Here is a 16,199-nt window from a genome sequence, read left to right as displayed (position 1 = left end):
CCGTCGTACCCGGACTATGCGCGCGAAACCCCCCGAACCGACACCAAATCGTGTGATCCGCCCCGGATCCTACCGAACGGCCCGCCGAATCCCGGGCACCTCAGGCGAGTTGCTCGTTCAGTTCGGCCAGCGCGCCCTCGACGATGGTCCGCATCGCGCGCTCGGCCCGCTCGGGGTCCCCCGCGCAGACCGCCTCGGCGACCTCGCGGTGCAACCGGATCGCGTACGGCTCCGGCTGATGGGGCATCAGATGGTACTCGGTCCGGCCGGTCAGCACCGCGCCGACGGTCTCCCGGAGGTGGGCGAACATCTCGTTGCGCGAGGCCCGCAGCACGGTGGCGTGGAACTCGATGTCGTGCTGGAGGAAGGTGTCCAGGTCGGCGGCGCGCGCGGTCATCGTCAACTCGACCGCCAGCGCGCTGAGCCGGCGCCGTTCGTCGTCGGTGGCGTGCCGGGCCGCGAGCGCGGCGGCGGCCGGCTCCACGGCGAGTCGCAGCGAGCCGAGCGAGCGCAGCTGGGCGGGCCGGTCGGCGCCGGCCAGCCGCCAGCGGATCACCAGCGGGTCGAAGACGTCCCAGTCGGACCTGGGCTGCACGGTGATGCCGACCCGGCGGCGGGAGGCCACCAGGCGCATCCCCTCCAGGATCCGGACCGCCTCGCGGACCACCGTCCGGGAGACCCCGAACCGCTCCTCCAGCTCCTCGGCGCGCAGCACCGTGCCCTCGGGGAGCTCCCCGGACGCGATGGCCGGCCCCAGTTCCGCGAGCAGTCGGCCGGGCAGGCCCTGGATCTCCATCCCGCCAGCCTAGACCGCCGCCCTCCGGCCGGCGCCGTCACCCCCGGGCTCGAACCGCCGCCATGTCCGGGCATAAAAGTATGACGATTTGGTTTCTGCTACTTGAATACGTCATATCTTTGAGGCGATAGTGGCGGCCAGGCAACGAAGGAGCACCACCCATGGCTCTCAGCGTCGAGAACCACGACACCTCCCACGCGCCCCTCACCATCGTGGTGATGGGCGTCTCCGGTGTCGGCAAGACCACCCTGGCCCGCCTGCTGGCCGACCGCCTCGACCTCCCCTTCGCCGAGGCGGACGACTTCCACCCGCCGGCCAACATCGCCAAGATGGCGGCCGGCGTCCCGCTGGACGACCGGGACCGCGAACCCTGGCTGCGCGCCATCGGCGCCTGGCTCAAGGAGCGCACCGAGGCCGGCACCGGCGGCGTGGTCACCTGCTCGGCGCTCAAGCACGGCTACCGCGACCTGCTGCGCGAAGCCGACCCGGACGCCTGGTTCCTGCACCTCAGCGGCCGGACCGAGCTGGTCGAGGACCGGCTCGCCCACCGCACCGGCCACTTCATGCCGCCGTCGCTGCTCGGCTCCCAGTACGCCGCCCTGGAACCCCTCGGTCCGGACGAGCGCGGCGCCGTCCTGGACGTCGGGCCGACCCCCGAAGAACTCGTCGAGAAGGCCGCCGCGCTGCTGCGGCCCGTCAATGGAGACCTCGCGTGACCCCGTCCCCCACCCTCGCGGTGCTCGCGGCCGCCCCACCGGCCCTCCCGCACACCGGCAGCGACACCCAGCTGCTGATCGCGGTGCTGCTCAGCATCGGCGCCATCGTGCTGCTGATCACCAAGCTCAAGCTGCACCCGTTCCTGGCCCTGACCCTCGGTTCGGGCCTGCTGGCCGCCGTCGCCGGCGCGCCCTTCGACAAGCTGCTCAGCAGCTTCTCCACCGGCTTCGGCTCCACCGTCGCGGGCGTCGGCCTGCTGATCGGCCTGGGCGCGATGCTCGGCAAGCTGCTCGCCGACTCCGGCGGCGCGAACATCATCGCGGACACCGTGCTGTCCCGCTCCGGGCCCAGGGCGCTGCCGTGGGCGATGGCGCTGATCGCCGCCGTGCTCGGCCTGCCGCTGTTCTTCGAGGTCGGCGTGGTGCTGCTGATCCCGATCGTCCTGCTGGTGGCCCGCCGCGGCAACGTCCCGCTGATGCGGATCGGCATCCCGGCGCTGGCCGGCCTGTCCGTGCTGCACGGCCTGGTGCCCCCGCACCCCGGTCCGCTGGTCGCCGTCGACGCGCTCAAGGCCGACCTCGGCATCACCCTGGCGCTCGGCCTGCTGATCGCCGTCCCGACCCTGATCGTCGCCGGGCCGCTGTTCGCCCGCGTCGCCGAGCGCTGGGTCGGCCCGCTGGAGATCCCCGAGGCGGCCGTCCCGGTGGAGACCGCGAAGCGCGAGCACACCCCGTCCTTCGGCGCCGTGCTGGCGACCATCCTGCTGCCGGTCGTCCTGATGCTCGCCAAGGCGCTGGCGGACGTCGTGATCGACGACCCCAAGGCGCTGCCGCAGCGGGTCTTCGACTTCATCGGCTCCCCGCTGATCGCCCTGCTCGCGGCGACCCTGCTCGGCATGGTGACCCTGGGCAGGGCGGCCGGCTTCGACAAGGCCCGGATCTCCGACACGGTCGGCAAGTCGCTCGGCCCGATCGCCGGCATCGTCTTCATCGTCGGCGCGGGCGGCGGCTTCAAGCAGACCCTGATCGACGTGGGCGTCGGCAGCGCGGTCAGCGAGTGGTCGTCCAAGTGGCACATCTCGGCGCTGCTGCTCGGCTGGCTGATCGCGGTGCTGATCCGCCTCGCCACCGGCTCGGCCACGGTCGCCACCATCACCGCGGCCGGCATCGTCGCCCCGCTGGCGGCCGACATGTCGTCCACCCACGCGGCCCTGCTGGTGCTGGCCATCGGCGCCGGCTCGCTGTTCCTGTCGCACGTCAACGACGCCGGCTTCTGGCTGGTGAAGGAGTACTTCGGGATGAGCGTCGGCCAGACGCTGAAGTCCTGGTCGGCGATGGAGACGGTGATCTCGGTGGTCGCGATCGCCCTGATCATGCCGCTCAGCCTGGTCATCTAGCGGGCCCCGGACACAACGCCGAACGGGCGGGCGCTCCTCGTGGAGCGCCCGCCCGTTCGTCCGTGCCGGGATGGGACCAGGCGACCGGCGGGGGCCACCGAGCCGTCGGCGGCGGCCTTGAGGGTGAGGTCGACGTCGGTCCACTTCCCGTAGGTCGGCGGGCATGCCGACGGGCGGGCACCCCCAGCCCTGGGGTGCCCGCCCGTCGAGTCCGGTGCGCACGCGCGCCTACGCGGTTCCGCCCTTCGCGAGGCTGTGCCTACTTGGTTCCACGCTTCGCGAGGCTGTGCCTACTTGGTTCCGCGCTTCGCGAGGCTGGGCCTACTTGGTTCCGCGCTTCGCGAGGAAGGCCTCGACCTCGGCACGGACCTCCGGAGTGTCCAGGCCGCGGACGGTCATCGTGGTGCGGCGGCGCAGCACGTCGTCCGCGGTGTACGCCCACTCGTGGTCGGCCGCGTAGGCGACCTGCGCCCAGACGTCCGGACCGTCCTCGTGGATCGGTCGGCCGAGCTCCGGGTTCTCGTCGATCATCCGGGCGATGTCGAAGGACAGCGTGCCGTAGTGGCCGGCCAGGTGCTTGGCGACCAGCGGCTCCATCCGCGAGCCGGGCTCACGGTCGATCAGCAGGCGGTGCGCCACGGCGTTCGGCGCGCCGACGCCCGGCAGCGGCACGGTCGGGGCGATCGGGGAGATGTCCTCGCCGAGCGAGGTGCCGGGCACGTGGGCCAGCTTCTCCAGCACGGTGCGCCCGATGTGGCGGTAGGTGGTCCACTTGCCGCCGGCGACCGACAGCATGCCGCCCTTGCCCTCGGTGACGACGGTCTCGCGCTTGGCGGCGGCGGTGTCGCCCGGGCCGCCGGGCAGCACCCGCAGGCCCGCGAAGGTGTAGGTGATCAGGTCGCGGTCGAGGTGCTCGTCGCGGATCGCGTGCGCGGCCTCGCCGAGGATCTGGTCGACGTCCGCCTCGGTGGCCCGGACGTCCTTCGGGTCGCCGGTGTACTCCTCGTCGGTGGTGCCGAGCAGGACGTGGTCCTCCCACGGGATGGCGAAGGAGACGCGGTACTTGTCGATCGGGATGGTCAGCGCGGCGCGCCACGGCGAGCGGCGCTTGACCACCACGTGCGCGCCCTTGGAGAGGCGGATCGACGGCGCGGCGCCGGCGTCCTCCATCCGGCGCAGGTGGTCCACCCACGGGCCGGTGGCGTTCAGCACCAGGCGGGCGTCGACGCCGAACTCGGTGCCGTCCATGCGGTCCTTGAGCTCGGCGCCGGTGACCCGGCCGCCGGTGAAGCGCAGGCCGGTGACCTCGGCGTGGTTGAGCACGACCGCGCCGGCCTCGACGGCGGCGCGCACGGTCATCACCGCGACGCGCGAGTCGTTCATCTGGTGGTCGCCGTAGACGGCCACCGAGCGCAGGCCCTCGGTGCGCAGCGCGGGCACCTGCTGGGCGGCGTGCGCGGCGGTGGAGACCCGGCCCATGCCGTCGCGGAAGGCGGAGAGCGCCGAGTACAGGAACACGCCGGCGCCGAGCTTGGGCGCGCTGTGCGGGCCGCCCTTGTAGACCGGCACGAAGAAGGTCAGCGGGTTGACCAGGTGCGGGGCGACGTCGGTGGAGAGCGCGCGGCGCTCCTTGTGGTTCTCGGCGACCAGCTTGACCGCGCCGGTCTGCAGGTAGCGCAGACCGCCGTGGACGAGCTTGGAGGAGGCGCTGGAGGTGGCGCCGGCGAAGTCGCCGGCGTCGACCATGGCGACCTTCAGACCGGCCTGGGACGCGGTCCAGGCGACGGCGGTGCCGAGGATGCCGCCCCCGATCACCAGCAGGTCGTAGGTGGCCTTGCCGAGCAGCTCGCGGGTCTCGGCGCGGGAGGCGGTGCGGCCGGCGGTCAGCTCGGCGCCCAGGGTCGGAATGGTTGCCATGGTGTGTGTACGGCGCGCGGGTCGGGCGGCGCCGTTACTCCTCTCGGTGTGCGTACGGCCCCTGGGAGAGGCCGGTGGCCCGGTGCGGCGGGCCGGTGGAACGGGGGCGGGCCGGCCGGGGCAGGTGCCCCGACCGGCGTCGCGGTCAGTTGGTCTCTTCCTCCTCCACCCAGCCCATGGTGCGCTCGACGGCCTTGAGCCACTTCTTGTACTCGCGCTCCCGGGTGGCCTCGTCCATCCGCGGGGTCCACTCGGCGGCGCGGTGCCAGTTGGCCCGCAGGGTGTCGAGGTCGCTCCAGAAGCCGACCGCCAGGCCGGCCGCGTAGGCGGCGCCCAGGGCGGTGGTCTCGGCCACGTACGGGCGCTCGACCGGGGCGTCCAGGACGTCGGCGATGTTCTGCATGAGCAGGTTGTTGCTGGTCATGCCGCCGTCGACCTTGAGGGCGGTGAGCTCGACCCCGGAGTCCTTCTGCATGGCGTCGACGACCTCGCGGGTCTGCCAGGCGGTGGCCTCCAGGACGGCCCGGGCCAGGTGGCCCTTGGTGACGTACCGGGTGAGGCCGGCGATCACACCGCGGGCGTCGGAGCGCCAGTACGGGGCGAACAGGCCGGAGAAGGCCGGGACGAAGTAGGCGCCGCCGTTGTCCTCGACCGTGTTGGCCAGGGTCTCGATCTCGGCGGCGGTGGAGATGATGCCGAGCTGGTCGCGCAGCCACTGGACGAGCGAGCCGGTGACGGCGATCGAGCCCTCCAGGGCGTACACCGGAGCCTGGTCGCCGATCCGGTAGCCGACCGTGGTCAGCAGGCCGTGGTACGAGTTGACGATCTTCTCGCCGGTGTTCAGCAGCAGGAAGGTGCCGGTGCCGTAGGTGGACTTGGCCTCGCCCTCGTCGAAGCAGGTCTGGCCGAACAGCGCGGCCTGCTGGTCGCCGAGCGCGGAGGCGACCGGCACGCCCGCCAGGTCGCCGACGGCCTCGCCGTACACCTCGGCGGAGGAGCGGATCTCGGGCAGGACCGCCATCGGCACGCCCATCGACTCGGCGATGCCCTCGTCCCAGGCCAGCGTCTTCAGGTTCATCAGCATGGTGCGGCTGGCGTTGGTCACGTCCGTGACGTGCTTGCCGCCGTTCACCCCGCCGGTGAGGTTCCAGATGACCCAGGTGTCCATGGTGCCGAAGAGGATGTCGCCGGCCTCGGCGCGCTCGCGCAGGCCCTCGACGTTGTCCAGCAGCCAGCGGATCTTCGGGCCGGCGAAGTAGCTGGCCAGCGGGAGGCCGGTCTCGCGGCGGAAGCGGTCCTGGCCGACGTTGCGGCCCAGCTCGCGGCAGAGCGCCTCGGTGCGGGTGTCCTGCCACACCAGCGCGTTGTGCACCGGCTCGCCGGTGTTCCTGTCCCACAGGACGGTGGTCTCGCGCTGGTTGGTGATGCCGATGGCGCGGATGTCGTCCTTGGTCAGGCCGGCCTTCTCCAGCGCACCGCGGACGACCGACTGCACCCGGGTCCAGATCTCGGCGGCGTCGTGCTCGACGTAGCCGGGCTGGGGGAAGATCTGCCGGTGCTCCTGCTGGTCGACGGAGACGATGCGGCCGTCGGCGCCGAAGATGATGCAGCGGCTGGAGGTGGTGCCCTGGTCGATCGCGGCGATGTAGTTGCCAGTGGAGGTCATGAGGGTCCTCGGCTCGGGAAGGTGTGCGGGGGAGGGTGGGCCTGACTCTCGGGTCAGTCCCCGGATCCGGGCGGGGTGGAAACCCGGCGGGTCAGAACGCGACGTGGTACAGGCCGCCGGCCAGCAGGCCGCCGATGACCGGGCCGGCCACCGGGATCCAGGCGTACGACCAGTCGGAGCCGCCCTTGTTCGGGATCGGCAGCAGCGAGTGGACGATGCGCGGGCCGAGGTCGCGGACCGGGTTGATGGCGTAGCCGGTCGGGCCGCCGAGGGACAGACCGATGCCGACGACGGTGAAGGCGACGATCAGGATGCCGGTGCCGGAGAGGCCGAGGCCCTTGGTCAGGCCCTGGGTGAGGATGGCCAGGGCGAGCACGAAGGTGCCGATGATCTCGGTGAGCAGGTTCTGGACCGGGTTCCGGATCTCGGGGCCGGTCGAGAAGATGCCGAGGGTGGGCTCCTGGTTGGCCTGGAACTGGCCGAGGTAGGTGAGCCACACGAGGACGGCGCCGATCATGGCGCCGATCAGCTGGGAGACGAGGTAGACCGGGACCTTGCTCCAGTCGCCGGTGTCGACGGCGATGGCCAGGGTGACGGCCGGGTTCAGGTGGGCACCGGACTTCGGAGCCGACATGTAGGCGGCGATCATCACCGCGAAGCCCCAGCCGAAGGTGATCGCCAGCCAGCCGGCGTTCAGGGCCTTCGACTTCTTGAGCGTCACGGCGGCGCAGACGCCGCCGCCGAGGAGTATCAGGGCGGCGGTGCCGAGGGTTTCGCCGACGAAGATGTCGCCGTTGGAGAACGCGGACACAAAGACTCCCTTGTCCATATGGCCCGGAGGTGCGGGTGGGGGCAGGGGCCGGGCGATCGCTGGGCGGGTGAGCGCCTTGTGGGAGTGATCTGCACGGCCATCGTTCGACAATGTCGACCGTCATGCGGAAGCTTCCTCCCCGGGTCGCCCTCGCGTCAAGGCCGGGTTACGCAGCTGTGACCCTTCGCTCGCCGTGCTACCCGATGCCACCGGATGGATCCGTGGAATTTTGGACAAAACGGTAAGGCGCGGACGGGCATTTCGCCCGTCCGCGCCTCTGCGTGAACGATTCTTCGGGTGTCGGGAGGGCGGCGGTCCGCCGCTCAGAACCGCCCGGCGCCGAGGTCCCGGGAGATCGCGCGCGCCGCGCTGCGCACCGACGCGACCAGCGAGGGCTTCACGAATCCGTCCTCGCAGACCCGCTCGACCGCGCCGCTGATGCAGACCGCGCCCACCGGGTTGCGCCGCCGGTCCTGGATCAGTGCGCCGATCGAGGCCACGCCGTCCCAGGTCTCCTCCACCGAGTCCGCCCAGCCGCGCTCGCGGGTCAGCGCCGCCTCGGCGTCCACGTCCGCCGGCTCGGTGAGCGTCCGCGCGGTGTACGACTCGAACGGGCCGTCTCCCAGCTCGCCGCGCGCCACCGGGTCGTAGGCCAGCAGCACCTTGCCCAGCGCGGTCGAGTGCAGCGGCTGCATCGAGCCGACCTCCAGCACCTGCCGGGTGTCGTCCGGCCGGAACACGTGGTGCACGATGAGCACCCCGCGCTGGTGCAGCACCCCCAGGTAGACGGTCTCGCCGGCCGCCCTGGCCAGGTCGTCGGCCCACACCAGGGCCCGCGCCCGCAGCTCGTGGACGTCCAGGTAGCTCTGCCCGAGCCGCAGCAGCTCGGCGCCCAGCTGGTACTTGCCGCTCTCCGGGTCCTGCTCCACGAACCCCTCCTGCTGGAGGGTGCGCAGGATGCCGTGCGCGGTGCCCTTGGCGAGGTCCAGCGCCGTCGCGACCTCCGACAGGCCCAGGCGGCGCTCGCCGCCGGCCAGCAGGCGCATGATCGCGGCGGCCCGGGAAAGCGACTGGATCGGGCCGGGCATGGGTACCTCCGCGCTGATGGGCGGTCGACATTGTCGACCGCAGTGGTGACGGCACGAGTCTGCCAGGCCGTCGCCGTTCCGTGCACCTTCCCCCTCGGTAACCCCGCCGCGGCCGGGCCGGCCGCGCACCCCCGGACGGCCCGTGCGGCCGGTGCCGGGGATCAGCCGGGCCGTTCGGCGGCCGCCGCCTCCGCCACCTCCGCCACCTCCGCGGCCACCGCCCGGATCGCGTCCGGCCCGACCCGGCAGCAGCCGCCCACCAGCCGCGCCCCGGCCGCCAGCCAGCCGGCCACCCGGCGCGCCTCGAAGGTCGGCCCGCCGCACCACGCCCCGGCTGCCGCGTTCCAGCCCTCGCCGCTGTTCGGGTACACCACCACCGGCTTGCCGGAGACCCGCGCCGCCAGCGGCACCGCCCGGTCCGCCTCCCCGGGCGCGCAGCAGTTCACCCCCACCGCCACCACCTCGTCCGCCTCCGCCGCCAGCGCGAAAGCCTCCGCCAGCGGCTGCCCGGCCCGGGTCAGCCCGCCCGCCGCGCCGAACGACAGCCAGGCCGGCACCCCCAGTCCGCGCACCGCCCGCACCAGCACCCGCGCCTCCTCGACGTCCGGCACCGTCTCCAGCGCCAGCACGTCCGGGCCCGCCGCCGCCAGCGCCTCCAGCCGCGGCCGGTGGAACGCCTCCAGCTCGGCCGCCGTCAGCCCGTACCGGCCCCGGTACTCCGAGCCGTCCGCCAGCACCGCCCCGTACGGCCCGACCGACGCGGCCACCCACCGGCGCGGCCCCGGCAGCCCGCGCGCCGCCTCCCGCGCCAGTTCCACGCTGCGGGCCAGCAGCCGGACCGCCCCGTCCCGGCCGATCCCGCGCCGGGCGAAGCCGGCGAAACCCGCCTGGTAGCTCGCGGTGATCGCGACCTGCGCGCCCGCCGCGAAGTACGCCCGGTGCGCCGCCCGCACCGCCTCCGGCGCGTCCGCCAGCAGCCGGGCCGACCACAGCTCGTCCGCCAGGTCGTACCCGGCCGCCGCCAGCTGGTCGGACAGCCCGCCGTCCAGCACCAGCGGCCCGGCCGCCAGCGCGGCGGCGAAGTCCGGCGCGCCGGGTGTGCCGGGTGTGCCCATCACGGCCTCCTCGGGTGAACGTCCTGGTCACAGCCTAGGAGTCCGGGCGCGGGGGAGGGTGCGGAAAATGATTTGCCGCAGAGTCAAGAGATCGCTACGTTGTGCTCATTCCGAGAAGGACGCCCGTCCGGCAGCACCGGGAGGCAGCACCGGGAGAGGGAGGAGCGTACCCGTGGACACCACCGAGCAGGAATGGCTCGCCGCCTACGACCCGCGCGCCTACACCCCGGTCGCCGTCACGGTCGACGTGGTCGCCCTCACCCTGCGGCACGGCCGGCTGCACGTCCTGCTCGTCGAGCGCGCCCTGCCGCCCTACCAGGGCCGCTGGGCCCTGCCCGGCGGCTTCCTGAGGGCCGGCGAGGAGAGCCTCGACGAGGCCGCCGCCCGCGAGTTCGCCGAGGAGACCGGGCTGCACGGCACCGTCGGGGCCGAGGCCGCGCTCAGCCGCATCCACCTCGAACAGCTCGGCAGCTACGGCGCACCCGACCGCGACCCGCGGATGCACGTGGTCTCCGTCGCCTACCTCGCCTTCGCCCCGGACCTGCCCGACCCGCGGGCCGGCACCGACGCGGCCCACGCCGCCTGGCACCCCGTCACCGCCCTCGACCTCCGGCCCGCCGGCCGGTCCGAGACCGCCGGTGCGCCCGCCGACACCCACGGGGGTGGCGTCGACGGGCGCACCGGCTCCACCGAGCCGTCCGAGTCCTCGGCACCCGCCGGGCCCGCCGAGGACGCCGAGCCCGGCGACCGCACCCCCATCGAGCTCGCCTTCGACCACGCCCGGATCGTCGCCGACGGCCTCGACCGCGCCCGCGCCAAGATCGAGTACAGCCCGCTGGCCACCGCGTTCCTCCACCACGACTTCACCATCCCCGAGCTGCGCGCCGTCTACGAGGCCGTCTGGGACGAGAAGCTCCACCCCGGCAACTTCCACCGCAAGGTGCTCTCCGTCCCCGGCTTCGTCGAGGGCACCGGTACCACCACCGACCGCGGCGGCGCCCGCGGCGGCCCCCGCGCCCGCACCTACCACGCCGGCGACGCCCGCCTCCTCCACCCCGCACTGCTGCGCCCCGCCCGCAGCGATCCCCGACCGGATCCCGCGACCCCCGCCCCGCCCCCGGCCGCCCGCACTACCATCCGCCCATGACGACTCACGAGGCCGGCCCGGTGCGCCACCAAGCCAACTCCCACTGCCACTTCTGCGGCAGCCCCTACCCGCCCGGCACCTCCGCCTGGCCCCGGACCTGCCCCGGCTGCACCGAGATCAGCTACCGCAACCCGCTGCCCGTCGTCGTCACCCTCCTCCCGGTCACCCCGGCCGCCGACACCGCCCCCGGCCTCGTGGTGATCCGCCGCACCATCGAGCCCGGCTACGGCGAACTCGCCCTCCCCGGCGGCTACATCGACTACGGCGAGAGCTGGCAGCAGGCCTGCGTGCGCGAACTGCGCGAGGAGACCGGCATCCGCGCCGAGGCCGCGGACATCACCCTGGTCGCCACCGACTCCGACACCCGCGGGGGCTTCCTCTGCCTCTTCGGCCTGCTCCCGGCCCGTCCGCTCGCCGCCCTCCCGCCCTCCGTCCCCACCGACGAGACCGACGGCTGGCAGCTCGCCACCCCCGAGACCCCGCTCGCCTTCCCCTTCCACACCCGGGTCTCCCGCTCCTGGTTCAACGGCGAGTTCACCCGCCTCTGACCAGGCAACCCGGCCGCCGCCCGGTCGGCCGGGCGGACCCTGGCGCACCGGCCGATCACATGGCAGGGTCTGCACCGACAGCCCCCAACCGGACGCGGGCCCTGCCACAAGCATCCCCGTCCGCCCTCATCACCGGCCGGGAGACCACCACCGTGAGCACCCCACCCCAGGACCAGCCACTCTGGCGCCCCAACCCCGCTCGTGCCGCCGGCACCGGGATCGTGGCCTTCCAGGCCTGGGCCGCCGAGCACCACGGCGCCCCGGCCGCCCCGCTCGCCCCCGCCGCCGACGACGACCAGGCGGCCGCCCGCTACGCCGCCCTGCACGCCTGGTCCGTCGAGGACCTCGACCGCTTCTGGACCGCCGTCACCCAGTGGTACGACGTCCGCTTCACCGAGGCACCCGACGCCGTCCTCGCCGACCCCGCGATGCCCGGCGCCCGCTGGTTCCCCGGCGCCCGCCTCAACTACGCCGAGCACGCCCTGCGCGCCGGCGAGGACCCCGCCGACGCCGACCGCCCCGCGATCCTCCACCTCGACGAGACCACCGACGAGCCCGTCGCCCTCAGCTGGGCCGAACTCCGCCGCCAGGTCGGCTCCCTCGCCGCCGCCCTCCGGGCCCGGGGCGTGCGCCCCGGCGACCGGGTCAGCGCCTACCTGCCCAACATCCCGCAGGCCGCCGTCGCCCTCCTCGCCACCGCCGCCGTCGGCGCCGTCTGGACCAGCTGCGCCCCCGACTTCGGCGCCCGCAGCGTCCTCGACCGCCTCCAGCAGATCGAGCCCGTCGTCCTCTTCGCCGTCGACGGCTACCACTACGGCGGCAAGGACCACGACCGCACCGAGGTCGTCGCCGAACTCCGCCGCGAACTCCCGTCGCTGCGCACCGTCGTGCACGTCCCCCTGCTCGGCGCCCCCGCCCCCGAGGGAGCGCTGACCTGGGACGACCTGGTCGCCGCCGACACCGCCCCGGTCTTCGAACCGGTCCCCTTCGACCACCCGCTCTGGGTCCTCTACTCCTCCGGCACCACCGGCCTGCCCAAGGCCATCGTGCAGAGCCAGGGCGGCATCCTCGTCGAGCACCTGAAGCAGGCCGGCCTCCACCTCGACCTCGGCCCCGACGACCGCTTCCTCTGGTACACCTCCACCGGCTGGATGATGTGGAACTTCCTCCTCGCCGGCCTGCTCGTCGGGTCCACGATCGTCACCTACGACGGCAGCCCCGGCCACCCCGACACCGGCGCCTTCTGGTCCGTCGCCGCCCGCACCGGTGCCACCGTCGTGGGCACCTCCGCCGCCTACGTCATCGCCAGCCGGAAGGCGGGCCTGCGCCCCGGCCACGACCTCGACCTCTCCGCGATCCGCTGCCTCGGCACCACCGGCTCCCCGCTGCCGCCCGACGGCTTCCGCTGGATCTACGAGGAGCTGAAGGAGGACGTCTGGCTCGCCTCCGTCAGCGGCGGCACCGACGTCTGCTCCTGCTTCGTCGGCGGCGTCCCCACCCTCCCCGTCCACCTCGGCGAGATCCAGGCCCCCTGCCTCGGCGCCGCCGTCGAGTCCTGGGACGTCAACGGCCGGCCGCTCACCGACGAGGTCGGCGAACTCGTCGTCACCAAGCCCATCCCCTCGATGCCCACCGGCTTCTGGAACGACCCCGAGGGAACGCGCTACCACGACAGCTACTTCGACATGTACCCCGGCGTCTGGCGGCACGGCGACTGGATCACCGCCACCTCCCGCGGCACCGTCGTCATCCACGGCCGCTCCGACTCCACCCTCAACCGCCAGGGCGTCCGGATGGGCTCCTCGGACATCTACGAGGTCGTCGAACGCCTCCCCGAGATCGCCGAATCCCTGGTCATCGGCCTGGAGGAGCCCGACGGCGGCTACTGGATGCCGCTCTTCGTCGTCCTCACCCCCGGCGCCGAACTCGACGACGACCTCATCGGCCGCATCCGCACCTCGCTGCGCACCGAGCTCTCCCCGCGCCACGTCCCCGACGAGGTCATCGCCGTCCGCGGCCTGCCGCACACCCTGACCGGCAAGCGCATCGAGGTCCCGGTGAAGCGCCTGCTCTCCGGCACCCCGCTCGACCAGGCCGTCAACCCCGGCTCCGTCGACAACCTCGACCACCTCCGCTGGTTCGAGCAGCTCGGCCGCGACCGCGCCGCCGCGAAGTAGCCGCGGGCCCTCCGCCCGGACACGCCGGAGGGGCCCTTCCACCGCCACGGTGGAAGGGCCCCTCCTGGTGTTCTCCGACGGTCGCCCGGCGGCGGCCCGGCTACTCGCCCGACAGCACCTGCTGCGCCGCGGCCCGCGCCTCCTCGGCGCTGTCCGCCGCCCGCGCCGCCTCGGCGGCCCGGCGGCACTGCGCCAGCGTGTACTTGGCCAGCGCGGACCGCACATAGGGGATCGACGCCGCGCCCATCGACAGGCTGGTGACACCGAGACCGGTCAGCACCACGGCCAGCAGCGGGTCCGACGCGGCCTCACCGCAGACGCCGCAGCTCTTGCCCTCGGCCTGCGCAGCCTCGGCCGCGGACGCGATCAGGTCGAGCAGCGCCGGCTGCCACGGGTCCTGCAGCCGGGCCAGCGCACCGACCTGCCGGTCGGCGGCGAAGGTGTACTGGGCGAGGTCGTTGGTGCCCAGCGACAGGAACTCGACCTCCTGGAGGATCGAGCGCGCCCGCAGCGCGGCCGACGGAATCTCCACCATCGCGCCGAACTTGGCGCTCAGCCCGGCCTCACGACACGCCTCGGCGAAATCCTTGGCGTCCTTGCGGTCGGCCACCATCGGGGCCATCACCTCAAGGTGCACCGGCAGGCCCTCGGCGGCGGTGGCCAGCGCCCGCAGCTGGGTCCGCAGCACGTCCGGGTGCTCCAGCAGGGTGCGCAGACCGCGTACGCCCAGCGCCGGGTTCGGCTCGTCGGCCGGGGTCAGGAAGTCCAGCGGCTTGTCCGCTCCCGCGTCGAGTACCCGGACGACGACCCGGTTCTCCGGGAACGCCTCCAGCACCTTGCGGTACGCCTCGACCTGCTTCTCCTCGCTGGGCGCCTTCGCCGAGTCGTCGAGGAAGAGGAACTCGGTGCGGAACAGCCCGACGCCCTCGGCGCCCGCCGCCAGCGCGGCCGGCAGGTCGCCCGGACCGCCGACGTTGGCGAGCAGCGGCACCTTGTGGCCGTCGGAGGTGGCACCCGGGCCGGAGGAGGAGGCGAGCGCCGCCTTGCGCTCGGCGGCGATCCGGCGCAGCTCCTCCTTCTTCTCCTCGCTCGGCTCGACCAGCACGTCACCGGAGCTGCCGTCCACGGCGACGACGGTGCCCTCGGCGACATCGGTCGCCCCCGGGAGGGCGACCACGGCCGGAACGCCCATGGCCCGCGCCAGGATGGCGCTGTGGCTGGTCGGCCCGCCCTCCTCGGTCACGAAGCCGAGCACCAGCGTCGGGTCCAGCAGCGCGGTGTCGGCCGGGGCCAGGTCCCGGGCGAACAGCACGTACGGCTCGTCGCTGTCCGGCACACCCGGCATCGGCACGCCCAGCAGCCGAGCGACGATGCGGTTGCGCACGTCGTCCAGGTCGGCCACCCGGCCCGCCAGGTACTCCCCGGCCGAGGCGAGCAGCGCCCGGTAGGCGGCGAAGGCGTCGTAGACGCCGCGCTCGGCGCTGCTGCCGACCGCGATCCGGCGGGTGACGTCGGCCATCAGCTCCGGGTCCTGCGCCATCAGCGCCTGGGCCTCCAGCACGGCCTGGGCCTCGCCGCCGGCCAGGTTGCCGCGGGCGATCAGGTCCGCGGCCACCGCCTCGACGGCCGCCTGGGCGCGGGCCTGCTCGCGCGGAGCGTCCTCGGTCGGGATCTGGGTGGCCGGGGGCTCCAGTACCGCCGTCCCCATGTGCCGCACCTGGCCGATCGCGACCCCGTGGCTGACACCCACGCCGCGCAGCGTCTTCTCCATGTCTGTCTCCGTGAGAGAGGCGGCCCCGCCGGGTACCGCTGTTTGCCGGGCCGCCCCGGCCGGGACGGCGGGGCGGGTGTGTCGGGTAAGTGGGGGAGGGGTCAGCTCCAGTCGAACAGGGCGTCGCCGACGGCGACCTCCCCGCTCTCCAGCACTCCGGCCAGCGCCTCGGTCGAGGCCTCCAGCGCGACGATCGGCGAGATCGGCGACTTGCCGGCGGCCTCGACGGCGGCCGGGTCCCACTTGATGACGGCCTGGCCGCGGGTGACGGTGTCGCCCTTGCTGACGAGCAGCTCGAAGCCCTCACCGTTCAGCTGGACGGTGTCGATGCCCAGGTGGGTCAGGACACCGTGCCCGTCCGCGTCGACGACGACGAACGCGTGCGGGTGCATGGACACGACCACGCCGTCCACCGGGGCAACGGCCTCGGTCTGCTCGCGCACGGGGTCGATCGCGGTGCCGGGGCCGACCATCGCACCCGAGAACACGGGGTCCGGCACGCCGGCGAGCCCGACGACCTTGCCGGTCAGCGGCGACGTCACAGTGGTCATGGTTGAGCCTCCCAAGTGCGCAGTACAGGTGAGCGGCCGCGAACGCGGCAGGGCGATCGACTGAAGCCTAAATCATGTCAACTTCGGACATCTGTCGACATTCCCGGGTAGTCGATCGTGCCGCCCGCCCGCACCGGCCGGCCATCTCGCCGACCGCTAGTGGTCTAGTCCTCTTGGCCGATGCGCCGCACTCTACAGGCATCTTGGCGAATCGGGACCATTGCTGTATATGCTCGCGAGAGCAACAAATCACGCGTCCGGGCGGGTGACGCCGGCGTGGCTCGATTCGCGCTCCGGCCGACGACCCGCTATGGTTGGTCGAGTCGCCGCGAGTCGGCGGTTAACACCAGATTTCGGATGCGAAAAGCACCGGTTAAGTACCGGGAAACGGATCTGGTAAGCTCGAAACACGAAAGAACGAAGCGCCCGGAGGGCCGGTGTGAAAGCCGCCTGATGGAAGCGTCCGTTCCTTGAGAACTCAACAGCGTGCCAAAAGTCA

Annotated in this window: 13 protein-coding genes; 5 read left to right on the top strand and 8 right to left on the bottom strand. The window is 73.3% G+C overall.

The genetic code is table 11. The features are described from left to right. Positions 1-100: 100 nt before the first annotated feature. Complete coding sequence (locus ACFC0B_RS33975; protein WP_376094853.1) at positions 101-796, bottom strand: FadR/GntR family transcriptional regulator; 696 nt, start codon at positions 794-796, stop codon at positions 101-103. 161 nt (positions 797-957) lie between these two features. Here ACFC0B_RS33975 and ACFC0B_RS33970 point away from each other — a divergent pair, with 161 nt between their 5' ends. Both ACFC0B_RS33970 and ACFC0B_RS33965 read left to right on the top strand, forming a co-directional pair. Beyond that, positions 958-1,512, top strand: a complete 555-nt coding sequence (locus ACFC0B_RS33970) for a gluconokinase (protein WP_376094850.1) — start codon at positions 958-960, stop codon at positions 1,510-1,512. Then, positions 1,509-2,909, top strand: a complete 1,401-nt coding sequence (locus ACFC0B_RS33965) for a GntP family permease (protein ID WP_376094847.1) — start codon at positions 1,509-1,511, stop codon at positions 2,907-2,909. Before ACFC0B_RS33970 ends, ACFC0B_RS33965 begins: the two co-directional genes overlap by 4 nt. Before the next feature lie 321 nt (positions 2,910-3,230). Here ACFC0B_RS33965 and ACFC0B_RS33960 read toward each other — a convergent pair whose 3' ends face one another. The 5 genes from ACFC0B_RS33960 to mmuM form a co-directional block, all read right to left on the bottom strand. Further along, entirely contained in the window at positions 3,231-4,826 is a 1,596-nt protein-coding gene (locus ACFC0B_RS33960) for a glycerol-3-phosphate dehydrogenase/oxidase (protein ID WP_350569005.1), read from the bottom strand. 145 nt (positions 4,827-4,971) lie between these two features. After that, on the bottom strand, positions 4,972-6,492 hold the full coding sequence (glpK, locus tag ACFC0B_RS33955) for a glycerol kinase GlpK (protein ID WP_376094844.1): 1,521 nt from the start codon (positions 6,490-6,492) through the stop codon (positions 4,972-4,974). A 91-nt stretch (positions 6,493-6,583) separates the two neighbouring features. Then, positions 6,584-7,303: an MIP/aquaporin family protein gene (locus ACFC0B_RS33950; RefSeq protein ID WP_376094841.1), complete on the bottom strand. Its 720-nt coding sequence runs from the start codon at positions 7,301-7,303 to the stop codon at positions 6,584-6,586. 323 nt (positions 7,304-7,626) lie between these two features. After that, positions 7,627-8,391, bottom strand: coding sequence for an IclR family transcriptional regulator (locus ACFC0B_RS33945; RefSeq protein WP_376094838.1), 765 nt, complete (start codon positions 8,389-8,391; stop codon positions 7,627-7,629). Between the two features lie 161 nt (positions 8,392-8,552). Then, positions 8,553-9,506 carry a homocysteine S-methyltransferase gene (mmuM, locus tag ACFC0B_RS33940; protein WP_376094835.1) on the bottom strand — a complete coding sequence of 318 codons (954 nt, stop codon included), beginning with the start codon at positions 9,504-9,506 and terminating at the stop codon, positions 8,553-8,555. 67 nt (positions 9,507-9,573) lie between these two features. Here mmuM and ACFC0B_RS33935 point away from each other — a divergent pair, with 67 nt between their 5' ends. The 3 genes from ACFC0B_RS33935 to ACFC0B_RS33925 all read left to right on the top strand — a co-directional run bounded on the left by ACFC0B_RS33935 (position 9,574) and on the right by ACFC0B_RS33925 (position 13,378). Then, on the top strand, positions 9,574-10,653 hold the full coding sequence (locus ACFC0B_RS33935) for an NUDIX domain-containing protein (protein WP_376094832.1): 1,080 nt from the start codon (positions 9,574-9,576) through the stop codon (positions 10,651-10,653). Continuing rightward, a complete protein-coding gene (locus tag ACFC0B_RS33930) occupies positions 10,650-11,201 on the top strand; it encodes an NUDIX domain-containing protein (protein ID WP_376094829.1) in 552 nt (183 codons plus the stop codon). Before ACFC0B_RS33935 ends, ACFC0B_RS33930 begins: the two co-directional genes overlap by 4 nt. 152 nt (positions 11,202-11,353) lie before the next feature. Beyond that, positions 11,354-13,378, top strand: a complete 2,025-nt coding sequence (locus ACFC0B_RS33925) for an acetoacetate--CoA ligase (protein ID WP_376094826.1) — start codon at positions 11,354-11,356, stop codon at positions 13,376-13,378. A gap of 100 nt (positions 13,379-13,478) precedes the next feature. On the opposite strand, the gene ptsP is transcribed toward ACFC0B_RS33925, so the two are convergent. Together ptsP and ACFC0B_RS33915 are read right to left on the bottom strand one after the other, a co-directional pair. Continuing rightward, on the bottom strand, positions 13,479-15,149 hold the full coding sequence (gene ptsP, locus ACFC0B_RS33920) for a phosphoenolpyruvate--protein phosphotransferase (RefSeq protein WP_376094823.1): 1,671 nt from the start codon (positions 15,147-15,149) through the stop codon (positions 13,479-13,481). Between the two features lie 101 nt (positions 15,150-15,250). Then, positions 15,251-15,700 carry a PTS glucose transporter subunit IIA gene (locus ACFC0B_RS33915; RefSeq protein WP_376094821.1) on the bottom strand — a complete coding sequence of 150 codons (450 nt, stop codon included), beginning with the start codon at positions 15,698-15,700 and terminating at the stop codon, positions 15,251-15,253. Positions 15,701-16,199 lie beyond the last annotated feature (499 nt).

This window comes from Kitasatospora sp. NPDC056184, assembly GCF_042268405.1.
Classification (GTDB): Bacteria; Actinomycetota; Actinomycetes; order Streptomycetales; family Streptomycetaceae; genus Kitasatospora.
The sequence above is the reverse complement of the archived record's forward strand: the minus strand, read 5'-3'. Positions and strand labels throughout refer to the sequence as shown.

Excerpts from the sequence above, each read along its gene's own strand:
- ACFC0B_RS33975 (WP_376094853.1), bottom strand. The coding sequence starts at position 796 with ATGGAGATCCAGGGCCTGCCCGGCCGACTGCTCGCGGAACTGGGGCCG.
- ACFC0B_RS33970 (WP_376094850.1), top strand. The coding sequence starts at position 958 with ATGGCTCTCAGCGTCGAGAACCACGACACCTCCCACGCGCCCCTCACC.
- ACFC0B_RS33960 (WP_350569005.1), bottom strand. The coding sequence starts at position 4,826 with ATGGCAACCATTCCGACCCTGGGCGCCGAGCTGACCGCCGGCCGCACC.
- glpK (WP_376094844.1), bottom strand. The coding sequence starts at position 6,492 with ATGACCTCCACTGGCAACTACATCGCCGCGATCGACCAGGGCACCACC.
- ACFC0B_RS33945 (WP_376094838.1), bottom strand. The coding sequence starts at position 8,391 with ATGCCCGGCCCGATCCAGTCGCTTTCCCGGGCCGCCGCGATCATGCGC.
- mmuM (WP_376094835.1), bottom strand. The coding sequence starts at position 9,506 with ATGGGCACACCCGGCACACCCGGCGCGCCGGACTTCGCCGCCGCGCTG.
- ACFC0B_RS33935 (WP_376094832.1), top strand. The coding sequence starts at position 9,574 with ATGATTTGCCGCAGAGTCAAGAGATCGCTACGTTGTGCTCATTCCGAG.
- ACFC0B_RS33930 (WP_376094829.1), top strand. The coding sequence starts at position 10,650 with ATGACGACTCACGAGGCCGGCCCGGTGCGCCACCAAGCCAACTCCCAC.
- ptsP (WP_376094823.1), bottom strand. The coding sequence starts at position 15,149 with ATGGAGAAGACGCTGCGCGGCGTGGGTGTCAGCCACGGGGTCGCGATC.
- ACFC0B_RS33915 (WP_376094821.1), bottom strand. The coding sequence starts at position 15,700 with ATGACCACTGTGACGTCGCCGCTGACCGGCAAGGTCGTCGGGCTCGCC.